This window comes from Emticicia oligotrophica DSM 17448, assembly GCF_000263195.1.
Lineage (GTDB): Bacteria > Bacteroidota > Bacteroidia > Cytophagales > Spirosomataceae > Emticicia > Emticicia oligotrophica.
Genome location: NC_018748.1, coordinates 989099 through 1002972, shown reverse-complemented (window position 1 = coordinate 1002972; position 13874 = coordinate 989099). Strand labels below are relative to the sequence as shown.

The following is a 13874-nucleotide window of genomic DNA, read 5'->3' as shown; positions in this document are numbered from 1 at the left end:
AAACAAAAATAATATACTCCCTTCAGTGGGGTTCAAATTGTGAAAAACCAAGACGACATAAGGAAACTTTTATCTGCAAAATTTGAGAATTTCGAAGCCGAACCTCAAGAGAATTCTTGGGAGGCGATTCGTTTTGCTCTAGATTTAAAAGATAAACTTAGCACTTATGAGGCTGAACCACAGCCAGAGTCTTGGGATGAAGTAAAATTTGCTACTGATTTAAGTAGGAAATTTGAAAATTATGAAGCCGAACCTCAAGATGATACTTGGTACAAGATTCAATTAGCTACCCAATTAAAAGCTAAGTTTAATGACTACGAAGCAGAGCCAACTGCCGAATCTTGGGATAAAATTAGAGCAGCTATACCAATCAACGAAAAATCTCTGTTGAGTGATAAGTTCAATGATTATGAAGCCGAACCAATGTCAGAATCTTGGGATAAAATCATGGCTGGACTTGTTTCAGCAGATACACCAATTTCACTGAGCGAGAAGTTTAAAAACTACGAGGCAGAGCCGCAGACATCAACTTGGGAAAATATCCTGTTGGCTACACAGCTTGGAGCTAAATTTAAAGATTTTGAAGCTGAGCCTAAAGGAGAATCTTGGGAGACGATTAAGGCTGCTATTACCGATGAAAAAGAACGTCGTGTAATTGCTTGGCCGTTTGCTTTCCGTGTAGGAATCGCAGCGAGTATTGCTCTACTTTTAGGTTTTGGATGGTTACTTTACAGAAATAACCCAACAAATACTACAGTTGCCATAAATCAAACAAAAGGTTTGAATTCAACGGCTACTTCTTCTGGGCAAAGCAAAATTGCTTCGAATAAGCCAAAAGTAATAGAAGGTAAAACACGTATTGGCAAAGAAGCAAATGAAATAGCAATTTCTTTAGAAAATGTATCAAAAATTGCCTCTATCAGTAAAAATAAGGCTTTAAAATCGAAAACTGATTTGGTCAATCAATCTGCTAATATCCAGTTAGTTAAACGCATTCCGAAGCGTAAAACACCTTTAAATTCAAGCATAGAAGTCGAGAAGAATGAAAGTAGTATTGCACAAAATACTAGTCCAGTATTGCCTTCAAACACTGATAATCAAGAAGTTTCGGTTGCGTATAATCAAAATAATGTAGGGGTTGCTGACTTAGAATTGCTCAATGCTAAGAATTTTAAGCAACAAAGTGTTTATTTGCCATTAGGTGAAATTGCTTTTAATACTGAAACTCCAATGGAAGAACCAGAAGAGCGTGTACGTAGAAAAATGATATTTACTGGAAGTGTAATGCCATTGCAAACTTACCAAGCTCTGACGATTTTACCACAAACTAGCACATATATTCAGCAAGTAGGTACCCTCAATGCTCTTGATGCTCAACGTTTAGGTGTACAAGCTCGTGTAGGCATGATGCAGCCAATTACTCGCAGGTTCTCCGCTGGTGCTTCACTTTCGTATGCGGGGTTGCGTCAATCGTTGAATTATGAAGTAAATAATGGTGTTTATGAGGTTGACTTAACGAACGCAAATTATACGCTCGTAGGGGTAGGGGAGGCCGTTAGTCAAAATAAGTTTTTGCATACTGTTGGCTTAAAACTTGATAACTCTTATTTAGTTTCTGACAAAAAACATAAAGTATTTGTCTTAGGAGGAGCTGAGGCAGTTAGAATCCTAAACAATAAAGAATATGCTTATTATCTAAATGCCTCAGTTGCTTTGGCATATCCATTGAAAGGTGGTAAAACAGTTTGGATAGAACCTACGTATCGTTATAGTTTGTCACAATCGCTTGATGTAAATAGTTACATGCAAATTCGCCCATCAAATATTGGTTTGAATGTAAGGGTTAATTTTATGTAATTTCTATTTCTTCACAGGAAATAACTCCGAATCGGCCCTTGAAGTTTGCATGATTTTCTCCATTTCTGCCACAATTTTAGGGTATTTTACTGCTAAATTTGTTGTTTCTGCAAGGTCTGTGCTCAAATCGAATAATTCAGTGTTTCCTTTTTGTTTCACTAGTTTCCATTTACCTTTTCTTACTGCTTGGTCGAAGCCTCTTTCATGGAATTCCCAATACAAATAATCGTGCTTTTGTTTAATTTTCTTCCCAGCTAAAATATTGGCAAATGAAATACCATCAATGTTTTGAGGTGTTTTTGCTCGAATTAAATTAGTAAAAGTGGGCAATACATCCCAGTTTGCTAATGGCTCATGGGTTATTTTCCCTTTGGGGATATTCGCTCCCCAAGCAATCATCGGTACTCTAATACCTCCTTCATACAAATCTCTTTTGAAACCTTTGAGTGAGCCATTACTATCAAAAAACTCCATATCTCGGCCACCCTCATTGTGGGGTCCATTATCAGAAGTGAAGAAAACGTAAGTATTTTTATCTAAACCTAATTCTTTGAGAAGAGCAATTAAGCGGCCAATATCTGCATCCATGTGGTCTATCATGGCAGCCATATTGGCATTTGGTTTATCTTGTGACCGATATGAGCGTCCGCCTTTGGCCATTTGTACAAATGGTTTTTTCTCTTCAAAAATACTGCTTCCATCCGAATTCAAATATTTCTTTAAAGTAGCAGGAGGAGCATACATTTCGGCGTGTGGCATTGTAATAGCCCAGTAGAGAAAAAATGGCTTTTCATGACCTTTTTTTATAAAATCAAAGGCTTTTTCAGTAATAAATGGATGAGAATGTTGAAGAGAATCCATCGGATAACTCACACATTTTCCATTTTGAATTGCCCATAAATTATTGGTATAAAATCGGTGAGCATGCCCTTGGGTGGCATAACCCAAAAACTCGTCCCAGCCTTGTTTTTCTGGCGAACCTGTATTATGACTTTGACCTAATCCCCATTTGCCAAACATGGCTGTAGTATAACCATTTTCTTGCATGATTTTCGGTAAAACTTGTTCGTTTTCACGTATCGGAAATTCTCCATTACCACGTATATAGGCGTGCCCCATGTGTAGGCCTGTCATTAAGGCATATCGCGAGGGAGCACAAACCGTATTTCCTGAATAAAAATCGGTGAAGCGAATACCTTCAGCAGCCATTTTATCGAGATTGGGGGTTTTTAATGTTTTTTGTCCGTAACATCCAATATCACCATAGCCTAAATCATCGGCCATAATGTAAATAATATTGGGTTTTGTAAGAATATTTTCGTGACTTGGTTTTGCTGAAACTAATACTATCAGTGATGATAGAATCAGTGAGTAAGAAATAAGTTTTCGCATGATATTAAGGTTGAATTAATTCGGGTAAGCAAGTTAAACTTTTTTCTGAATAAACTTATCCTGTTTTTCGTTGAATGGGTTTTGTGACAAGTTTAGAAAAAACCTGTCATAAGTTATATGTTGAGGTGCTCCTTAAGGATAGCCTTACAACACATAATTATTTGCATTTTTCTAAAAAATCCGTTCTTTTGTATCATTAAAAATACAAAAACTCAATAAAAATGAAACTTAAAGCCACTTTAATTATTATACTATTATTATTGATAGCAGTAGGGTATTATCTTACGGCAGGGTATTACTCAAAAGGAGAAAGAGCAGGAACAATTTCCAAACTAAGCGAGCGTGGCTACGTTTTTAAAACTTACGAAGGAGTACTCAATGAAGGAGGTTATTCAGGAGAAACAGGTACGCTAACACCTCGTTATTTTGATTTTTCTTGCAAGACCGATTCAGTGATTACGAAATTACAAAGAGCCTTAAAAACTGGCGAGCGTATAACTTTAAAATATTCCGAAAAATTCTTTCAATTCCCTTGGAATGGAGATACTAAGTATTTTATTACAGATGTAGAATTTCTAAGTCACCCAGTGCCAGTTCAAACTTTTCCGAATCATACAGAGCCTAAAACCGAAGCTAAGTCTGATTCTACATTATAAAATTATCAGTTTATTGTAATAAAAAAAGACAGCCTAAAAGGCTGTCTTTTTAACGTTTACTTATTTCCTATAATCTAATTTTTCATCGTTATTCTTGGGTATCGTCTTCTACTATACCATCTTGGTCACCTGGCTTACTATCCATCAACGCATCGGCATCAGAAGCTACGGCAGCCTTGATTTTATCTTCTAATTCAGCCATTAATTCTGGATTATCCTTCAACATATCACGAACGGCATCACGGCCTTGGCCTAATTTTGAGGTGCCGTAAGAGAACCACGAACCTGATTTTTTTACAATTTCAAGGTCAACCGCAAGGTCAAGTATTTCTCCAGCTTTCGATACACCTTGTCCGTAAAGAATATCAAATTCTACTACTTTGAATGGAGGAGCTAGTTTGTTCTTAACAACTTTTACACGAGTACGGTTACCTAGGATATCTTCACCATCTTTGATTTGACCTATTCTACGAATATCAATACGCATCGAAGCATAGAATTTCAAGGCATTACCACCAGTAGTTGTTTCTGGACTTCCAAACATCACACCAATCTTATCACGTAATTGGTTGATGAAGATACAGCAACAACCAGTTTTGTTGATTGTACCGGTTAGTTTACGCATAGCCTGCGACATCATACGTGCTTGTAAGCCCATTTTGCTATCACCCATATCGCCTTCAAGTTCGGCTTTTGGAACAAGGGCCGCTACTGAGTCAATCACGATAATATCAACGGCTCCTGAGCTAATCAAATGCTCGGCAATTTCAAGAGCTTGCTCACCGTAGTCAGGTTGTGAGATAAGTAAGTTTTTAGTATCAATGCCTAGTTTTTCGGCGTAAGTGCGGTCGAAAGCGTGTTCAGCATCAATGAAAGCAGCAATACCACCTTGTTTTTGAGATTCTGCAATGGCTTGCATCGCAAGTGTTGTTTTACCCGAAGACTCTGGGCCATAAATTTCAATGATACGAGCTTTCGGGAAGCCACCTACACCCAAAGCAAGGTCAAGACCAAGAGAGCCAGTCGAAATAGAAGGAACTTCCATTACTTTTGCATCACTCAAACGCATGACTGTTCCTTTGCCATACGTTTTATCTAACTTCTCCATAGTAGTTTGGAGACTCTTCAATTTGTTAGCTCTGTCGTCACCTTTAGTTTCTTTGTCTGCTGCCATTTTATTTTAGATTTGGATTTTAATGTTATTACTATAAAGTTTTACTATTTAAGTAAATTTTGCTTATATTTCAATTTAGTCTATTTTTTAACAATATATTTTTGTGTGTTTTTGTTTGTGTTGTATTAAAAAAGTACAATTTAATTTTTTGAAATTTTCAATAAATCTTGTTGTGTTTTTTTATGTACTCTCATCAAAATCACTTCCTATGTGGAGTGGTTGAACATCACAAAGGTAATACAATTATCTAATACAATGCTCAAAAAAAATGATAAAAGGTCTTTTTTGATGATGAGTGGTTTTTTAAAATATTTATTTTTTTGTATGTGTTTTATGCTGTGTGTACACATACATGTATACGCACAAGTAGATAATAACAATCTTGAAAGTAAACATAATTTTAAAGGCATTGAAATTGGAAAAGTACAATTTAACTTAAATTCCTTAATTTATATTAAAAACAACGAATACTTCAACGAAATTGCTGATGGATACACACTTATTGGCTATTATGTGAACCCAAGCATTGGTTATGAAGTTCATAAAAAAGTACAAATTAAGGCTGGAGTATTTGTTAGGAAAGAATATGGCTATAATGGTCTGAAAGAAATCGAACCAACATTTACTGTACAGGTCAAACAAAAGGATTGGCGTTTTTTATTTGGTAATATAGAAGGAAATATCAACCACCGAATGATAGAGCCTTTGGTGTCGTTTGAGCGTTTGCTCAATCAACCTCTAGAACATGGATTTCAGGCTAAATACGAAAAGAAAGATACATTCTTTGATGGCTGGCTCGACTGGCAACAAACCACAATTGCAGGAAGAACGAATCAAGAGCGAATTTGGGCTGGGGTGTCTTTTTACAGTCCATCGATAAGTATTAGAGATTTTAAGGTTCAAGCTCTTACGCAAGCTAGTGTATTGCATTTAGGAGGGCAAAATATTCAAAGCTTACAACCCGTTCGTACACTTATGAATCCTGCTTTAGGGCTAAGGTTAAAGAAGGCATTTAGTGGACAAAGTTCGGTGACTATGGATAATTATTACGTAGGTTATTTCGAGTCTCCATTGCAAGGTTCGGGCTATTACATGAATACTTATTGGAAGAATCAGAAATATCAAGTTGGTTTTAGTTATTGGTTTGGAAGCTTCTTTAACGCACCGTTTGGTAATGATTTGATGCAGTCGAGTTCACGAAAGTTTAATAACGAAGGATATTATGAAAATAGGCGTAATTTGTTGATAATGAGGCTGGTAAAAGATTGGAGCTTGTCAGAAAAAGTAAATATTTCGTTAAGAATAGAACCATATTACGATTTTAATCATAAATTATTCGAACACTCTGAGGGTTTATATTTGAGTTGTAAACTATAAGAAAAGGCCATAAAAAAATTATGGCCCGCATTCTTTCAACAGCGATTATCAGTAATTTATATTAAAATCTTGCTTTCATTTTACCAGTAAAGGATAAAATATCTTCAAAGTCAATCTCATCAAATACGAGGTCATCGGGGATTTTATCTTCAATACTATGATTCACTATTTTGTGATAATATTTGAAACTATTCACGGGTACGGAAAGACGATATATAACGCTATGTTCATATATATTATCTTCGATTTTCCAAATGGCTAATTGGGTTTTAGTGTCAAGAATCTTGATAGTAAATTTACTTCCTTGAAAACAATCAATCATGATTGAGTTCTGTAATTTCTTCACAGTTTTTATAAAATGTGTTTCTGGTCCTTCTCCTTTAGTTACCACAATGGTAGAATCTGATAGGTGAAACGAGTAATGCCCACGAATACTTTTGGGACAAAAAATATAGGTTTTGTTATTTAATTCTTGAGCTTCAAACCATTTTTGGGGCAGTGATTGAAAGAGCGAGTCATCTTTAAAAGACCAAAGTTGATTTAACTTTTTTGATGCTTTAAAGTTTCTGCAATGACGATAAACAATTGACTGATAATAATCATCTAATTCAATACTTTGTTCTAAATTTTTACTAAAAATAGAACTTTGAGTTGTATCTATAAAAATACAATATCGACGCTTAATGGCTTTATCAGGGTTTTCGGGTTTGATAGTAACAGTTTCGTTGTAAAAACTTCGGTAAATAGTTTCAGTAATATCGGTCGAAGTTTGGGCAAAACCAGTAATTGTAAAACCAATAAATAATAGGAATAGAACAGCAATTTTCATGAAATAATAATCAACTATAATTAGTCAAAATACTACAAAAATCGTGCTAAAAAAGTAGGTAATGTAAATAATATTCATAAATTATAAAATACTTATAGTCAATGAATTAACCTTAAAAGTAAAATTAAATGTGGATGAAAAAAAATTGGGAATGGTTATTGTAAGGTATCATAATAATTTTTAGATAAAAAAACGTGACAAACTTCTGGGGAAGTTATGTCACGTTAGTAAAAGAATTATATTAGTTTAGGTTATTTTAATCTCTCTTTTTGGGCTCGTATTTATTAGGAGCATACAAAAACCCAAAAGCTTCTCCACCCTCTTTGGTGTGTACTTTATGATGAATATAATGAGCATTCATAATACGTTTCATGTATTTACTTTTTGCCACGAACTTGATTTTTACACGGCGATGAACTATGATATCATGAAATACAACATAGGCGATACCATAGAGTGTAACACCTGCTCCAAACCAAGTTAAATACCAAAACTCAGGGTTAGTGTTGCCATAAATAATTGTAGAGGAAGCGACAACGCTAAATACAACTGCATAATAATCGTTTTTCTCAAAAAAGCCTTTATGGTGGTTATGATGGTCAGCGTGCCATGCCCACCCAAAGCCGTGCATGATATACTTATGAGAAAACCACGCTACAAATTCCATAAATGCAAAAGTCCCTATAGTAATCAAAAACTTAGCTAAAATCATCATATATAAAACTGTTTATAAATTTTATATTTAACACAAATCTATCAATGATTGTTTGAGGATTTTGAAAGAATCAAATAAAAAAAGCCCCGTTCAATGAAGAATAGGGCTTTTTAGTAGCTTACATATAAAGCAATTATTTCTTGGCAAATGAAAGATTGGTAAGGTAAGATAATCGAACAGTTGGGTTACTTTCCTCAATAGTATCAGGGAAGTTCCAGATGTTTTGTTGAATATAGCACACCTGAATTTGGTGGTGAGGATTGATGACATACCCCAAACCAGCAATAATACGGTTTTGGTTCATGAAGGTCTTTCCAACATTATTTTTGCTAACATCAGTGCCTAATTTACCAATATTCATGAATGCTTCGTCGCCGATGATTCCGAGTAATTTGGGCTTGTTATCTTTCTTTACGAGTGGATATGTAGCTAAAATCATGTAACGAAAACGGTCACGGAATTTGTAATCGCTAATCGTATAATCGCTTTGACTTGTTGGTGTGGGTACCGTACTTGAGGCAATCCCTACAAAACGAAATTCATTACGTAAACGATTGGTTAGCTTTAAATCACCAAATTGATGGTTAAAAGTACCTTGAATCCAAGGGTGATTTTCTGGAATAGGGCGTTTGTTTATGGCAGGGATACCATAAACATAAGTATTATAATGACTAAAACCGATGCTTCCGATAAAGTGCTTGGTAAACTGATAGTCGAATGAAGGACGAATGAAATATTGCTGTTTTTCACTAAAGCCGTTGGCATATCGCATAGTAGCTTCTAGCGTAAACGAAAGCTTTTTGTTAAGCATATTTTTACCAACGTAGTGTAGCCAAATATTGTTGTTTTGACTTTTAATTTGAGCAAAAGTAGGTGAAAAAGTTGTAACTAAAATTGCTAAAAATAAGAGTTTTTGAAAGTTTCTCATTGGATTTTTATAAAAGATTACTGAAAAATAAAGCAAATATTAATGATATGATTAATTCTTTTAAAGAAAAGGCTTAAAATTCGGCATGTGCTCTTAAACTAAACACATTGACGGGCCCTCGGTCTTTATTATAGGCAGGATTCACAACAAATTGATAATTGGGAGCTAGCCAAAAATGTTTATCGTGTAAGTGAATATTATAATACGTTTCAAAGATTTTTTCTAAACCATAATTGAGTTTACCATCGCCAACCATAAAACCATATCCTCCTTCACTTAGGTAATTTCGGTGTTGTTTTGAGATTCCATTAGCAACAACTGCAACGCCGAAAGTATCATTCGGGCGTTTCCATTTGGTGCCATTATTCGAAAATCCAAGACTAATTGATTGGTCGATTTCGGTGAAAGCCCAAGTTTCGTTTCGGCCATCATTCCAACTTGTTCTAAAGAATAAGCCAGAATTCGGACTTAATTGTTGTTCGGCATTTAATCCAAATCCAACTTTCGTACGTCCATCCTTGCGAGTATTTATAATGTTTTTATCGGTACTTTGGGCTGCTTCTGTATAATTGCCCATATAAGTTTTGGTATAGTAAGCCAAAGCCCGAATGATTGTTTTTTGCCCAATTGATTTATTTATTTCGAAAGAATGTGAATAGTTTTTAGCAAAATTATAATTCAAATCGGGGCCATTTGCTGTTGTGGGTACAGCCGTTGTACTAAACCTTACTCCCAATTGGGGGCTGCCGTATTCAATCACGTATCCAGTGGTATAGCCACGTACGTTGGCGGCATAATCCCAAGCTCCATTGCTCATTAAGGCCCAATTCAAAAATTGAGTTCGAGGGTCATGGCTGTAAGAATTATTATCGAAAAAATCAGATAAGCAAAACTTGCCAACTACGAATCTCAGATATTTGGTTGGGTATTTTGTAGCAACTTGATTAATTCCATCTGCAACGAGAATATACTCTTTGCTTAAAGGAATTGTTTGCTTTAGGTAAAATCTTGCTAAGTAGATTTTTGGAGCAGAATCCCCAATTCTAAAGGCCTCACCATTTGTAAAGCCCGCAATTCCTTTTGCACCACTGAGGCCACTTCCACCAGATAATTCAGCATCAAAGTAGCCTTCTGCTCCCTTCCATAATTTTGAACCAGTAAAAAAGGTTGCCGTGATAGAGGCTTGCGTTTCTTTATTGGATACTAGGCTGTTATTTCCACTATAAGGGGCACTAATACTGGGTTTGGTTTGTGAAACAACGGTCTGTTGAAAATGAAAAGTTATTTGTTTTTGAGCAAAGGTTGTTATGGGCACTATTAAAAAATAGCACAAAAAGTGTCTAGCATTCATTTTTCAAACAGTATTTTTATCGAAGCGAAAGATTAGCGTTAGTCATTCACGACTAACGCTAATTAGGCAATATTATGCTAATGCAGAATTCACACGTGCAGCTAATCTGTGTTCAGAAACCGGTACGTGATTGTCTAAGCCTATTAATTGAACAGTTCCACCGCTTTGCGTATAATCGTGTTCAAAATGGTGTAAGTTTTCCATAACAGAGTGGTCAACCAATTTCGTGCCCTTTAAATCAACAATTACTTTGAATCCTGGAGGAATAGCTTCAAGTTTAGACTTAATACCCAAATAATTTGTAAAAATTGCAGCTCTATCAATTTCAACTAAATAAGTATCATCGGTAAATGAAACTACTACAGGGGCTTTGAAAAGAGCCGTTACCGAAGCACCATGATACATGTGAATGATAATTTTTAGCAACATACCAGCGGCGATACCAACCAATAAATCTTCGAAAAGAGTAAAGAAAATAGTAACTAAGAAAATTCCTAATTGTTCTCTACCAATCTTGAAAGTATGAATGAACTCTCTAGGATGTGCTAATTTTATACCAACTGTAATTAGCATGGCTGCTAAAGCAGTATTTGGGATTAATTCTATCAAATGAGAAGCTAATAAAACGAAAGCTAAAATAAAGAAACCGTGGAAGAAATTTGCCCAACGTGTTTTAGCTCCGTTATTAACATTTGAAGAGCTACGAGCTACTTCAGAAATCATTGGTAAACCACCTAAAACGGCCGAAATTGTATTTCCTATACCCACAGCAATGAGGTCTCTGTTAGTATCTGATTTTCGACGATAGGGGTCAAGCATATCAATTGCTTTCACAGTAAGAAGTGACTCTAAAGACCCTACTAAAGCAAACATAATAACATATTTGATAAACACTCCAATTTGAGCAACTCCGCCAAAATCGACATTTACTTTAATGTTTTCTAATAAATTACCAATGTGTACTAAAGCATACGCAGGCTCAGTATGTTGGAAATCCATGATTAACTCTGCTGGAATAGCAATAATTAACACGACTAACGGAGCTGGAACTTTTTTGAGTGGTCCTTTTATGAATGGCCAGCCTAACATAATAGCCAAGCTTATTGCACCTATAATTGTTGCTTTAGGGTCGAGGTGCATAATAAACTGAGGAATAGAACCTAATAAAGCAATAGGTCCTTTGCCTTTAGTCATGGCTGGGTCAACATCAAGCAATACAGGAATTTGTTTAGCAATGATTATCAAACCAATGGCAGCTAACATTCCATGAATAGCTGAAAGTGGAAAGAAATCGGCTAATTTACCAAGTTTGAAAACCCCAAATAAAATTTGAACCAAACCAGCAACTACCATTGCTCCCAATGCTAAATGCCAGCCTGTTTCGCCTCCACCAAATTCGGCAACGGCTCCGGCAACAATCACAATTAGTCCAGCTGCTGGTCCTTTGATGGTAAGTTTAGAACCCATGAAGAAGCTCACAACGATTCCACCAATAATAGCAGTTACTAAACCCATGATTGGCGGGAAATCTGAAGCCTTTGCAATACCTAAACTTAATGGTAGGGCTAAAAGAAATACAATAAAGCCCGATACGGCATCAGTTGAAAAGTTTTCTTTCAAACCTTCAATTCCATCTTTAGGCAGGGTGAGTTTTGAATTATTTTTCATTGTTGAATTTTTAAAAATTTATATTTTAGAATCTATATGGTTGTTTTATAATTAAACTTCAGTGTTAAGAAGATTTATAGGCTGTTTCATGATAGGTTTTTACATGAGGCCCAAGGAAAAGACGCGAATAAAGTCTGATGAGCGAAATACCAGCTAGGATATAGCTTGATGCCGCAGCATAGGCTAGAACTATTTGGTCTTCTTTAATATGACTAAATACTAAATCAAGACCAATGAATGTTGGCGTAATCGGGAAACCCGCAAGACCTAAACAAGCTATCAAGAAAATAAAAGCAAATTTTGGATGCTCAAAAGAATGTCCATGAAATTGGTTGAGGTCAATATTCTTCTCGTAGGTTTGAAGTTTTCGTATGCCCCAAATACCAAGAATTCCTGAAACAACCACGCCACTCAGATAGAAAACTGCTTCTTTAGAATCTAATTTTTCATTGAAAGAAATTGCTAATGCAATCCAAAAGTGGTTCATGATTAATAATAACCAGCTCATCATTGGACTTCTACGCTCTGAAAAAGATTTAAGAATCATCAATAAACCAATGAGTGCAAAAGTGGCTGGCAGGTAGTGGTGCTCTACACCTTCACCTGAGTAAATTAACGCTCCCAAACCGAATAAATAAGCAGGAATAAATAAGAGTAAAAGGCGATTGATAGTAAGAAAATCAAGCTTTCTGCCGATATTTTTGAGCGGTTTCCAAACAATTAAATTCATGAATGAGTCCAGATTCCACTCCTTGATACTAAGCAAATAAATCGAATATTCTAGTTTCTTCGGAAAACTGTCTTCAATCGTATGATGACGTGGCACGTAGTTATAGAACTGCTCACGGATTTTATAACTTACTACTGATGGTGAAACTAAAAGTTGGTAAGTACGTAAGAAGGCATTGCCAGCAAAATGGAATAATGCGAAGGTATTCAACCCTAAAGCAATTTCAATGAAAATTAAGCCAATTTGGGCAATTGAACCATAAGCAATCTGACTTTTAACTGATGATTGAACACGAGCGATGGGTGAAGCAATCAGAGCCGTTGAAAGACCTAAAAGTGCAATTAGTACCCTAACTGAGGTTTGAAATTCCCAGAATGGATAAGTACGCATCAATAAAAATGCTCCTAAATGTACCGATAACGAACCATAGAAAATGGCACTTGATGGTGTCGGCCCTTCCATTGCTCTTGGAAGCCAAGAAGAAAATGGCAATTGAGCCGATTTAGCTGCTGCCGCCAATAAAATCATTAGCGAAATAAAAACGCCAATGTAGCTATGTTCGGTTAAATGTTCGTGTACTAACTCATAGTTGAGTAACTTTAAGAAAGTGATGTTTTCGTGCCATAAATGGTGGCTTGCCCACATCGCTAAAATTAAACCCACATCGCCAATTCGATATACTGAAAATACTTTGATGGCATTTTTTACTGGCAAATATCTATCACGGTAAAATGCAATTAATAAGAATGAGCAAACACCCAAAATTTCCCAACCAACAAAAAGGGTTTCAAAATTTCCTGATAAAATGGTGATGTTATAACCTAGATAAAAGAATAAAATGGTGTTGAAGAATCGCTTATAGCCACTTTCACGGTGTAGATAATAACGGCTATAAATGGTTACGAGAAAGGTTAGAAACGCACCAACTAATAAATACACAACCGTAATTTTATCGAAGCACAAATCAAGTAGGAATTCATACTCTTTGGATTTAAAGAGTACAACTTCTTTTAGATTTAATATCGGATGACCATTGAATAACCAATAACCCACAAATCCAATCAAAAATAAAAGATTCAGACCTGCGGTAGAGAAGGCTACCCACGACATCGTATTTTCTTTTTTAGCTGGAATTAGCAAGCTAATAATAAAGCCTAAAAAAGGTATAAAGATGAATAATTGAAGTATCTGAGTCAT

Annotated in this window: 11 protein-coding genes; 3 read left to right on the top strand and 8 right to left on the bottom strand. The window is 35.6% G+C overall.

All coding sequences use genetic code 11. The annotated features are described in order from the left end of the window. Positions 1–39: 39 nt before the first annotated feature. Positions 40–1857 carry a hypothetical protein gene (locus EMTOL_RS04310; protein WP_015028046.1) on the top strand — a complete coding sequence of 606 codons (1818 nt, stop codon included), beginning with the start codon at positions 40–42 and terminating at the stop codon, positions 1855–1857. A 3-nt stretch (positions 1858–1860) separates the two neighbouring features. Here the strand turns inward: EMTOL_RS04310 and EMTOL_RS04305 are convergent, their stop codons facing one another. Beyond that, a complete protein-coding gene (locus EMTOL_RS04305) occupies positions 1861–3249 on the bottom strand; it encodes an arylsulfatase (protein ID WP_015028045.1) in 1389 nt (462 codons plus the stop codon). 221 nt (positions 3250–3470) lie between these two features. On the opposite strand from EMTOL_RS04305, the gene EMTOL_RS04300 reads away from it, so the two are divergent. Then, a complete protein-coding gene (locus tag EMTOL_RS04300) occupies positions 3471–3905 on the top strand; it encodes a hypothetical protein (RefSeq protein WP_015028044.1) in 435 nt (144 codons plus the stop codon). Between the two features lie 88 nt (positions 3906–3993). On the opposite strand, the gene recA is transcribed toward EMTOL_RS04300, so the two are convergent. After that, positions 3994–5079, bottom strand: a complete 1086-nt coding sequence (gene recA / locus EMTOL_RS04295; protein ID WP_015028043.1) for a recombinase RecA — start codon at positions 5077–5079, stop codon at positions 3994–3996. 255 nt (positions 5080–5334) lie between these two features. Between recA and EMTOL_RS04290 the strand changes: the two genes are divergently transcribed. Next, positions 5335–6456: a lipid A deacylase gene (locus tag EMTOL_RS04290; protein WP_015028042.1), complete on the top strand. Its 1122-nt coding sequence runs from the start codon at positions 5335–5337 to the stop codon at positions 6454–6456. A 61-nt stretch (positions 6457–6517) separates the two neighbouring features. Here the strand turns inward: EMTOL_RS04290 and EMTOL_RS04285 are convergent, their stop codons facing one another. The 6 genes from EMTOL_RS04285 to EMTOL_RS04260 all read right to left on the bottom strand — a co-directional run bounded on the left by EMTOL_RS04285 (position 6518) and on the right by EMTOL_RS04260 (position 13874). Further along, a complete protein-coding gene (locus EMTOL_RS04285) occupies positions 6518–7285 on the bottom strand; it encodes a hypothetical protein (RefSeq protein ID WP_015028041.1) in 768 nt (255 codons plus the stop codon). 256 nt (positions 7286–7541) lie between these two features. After that, complete coding sequence (locus tag EMTOL_RS04280) at positions 7542–8000, bottom strand: sterol desaturase family protein (protein ID WP_015028040.1); 459 nt, start codon at positions 7998–8000, stop codon at positions 7542–7544. 133 nt (positions 8001–8133) lie between these two features. Then, the gene (locus tag EMTOL_RS04275; protein ID WP_015028039.1) at positions 8134–8928 is read right to left on the bottom strand and encodes a DUF2490 domain-containing protein; all 795 of its coding nucleotides are present in this window, start codon (positions 8926–8928) and stop codon (positions 8134–8136) included. A 73-nt stretch (positions 8929–9001) separates the two neighbouring features. Continuing rightward, positions 9002–10243, bottom strand: coding sequence for a carbohydrate porin (locus EMTOL_RS04270; RefSeq protein ID WP_305953174.1), 1242 nt, complete (start codon positions 10241–10243; stop codon positions 9002–9004). Positions 10244–10351: 108 nt separating this feature from the next. Continuing rightward, positions 10352–11947, bottom strand: a complete 1596-nt coding sequence (locus EMTOL_RS04265; RefSeq protein WP_015028037.1) for a SulP family inorganic anion transporter — start codon at positions 11945–11947, stop codon at positions 10352–10354. Positions 11948–12011: 64 nt separating this feature from the next. Continuing rightward, the gene (locus EMTOL_RS04260; RefSeq protein WP_015028036.1) at positions 12012–13874 is read right to left on the bottom strand and encodes a proton-conducting transporter transmembrane domain-containing protein; all 1863 of its coding nucleotides are present in this window, start codon (positions 13872–13874) and stop codon (positions 12012–12014) included.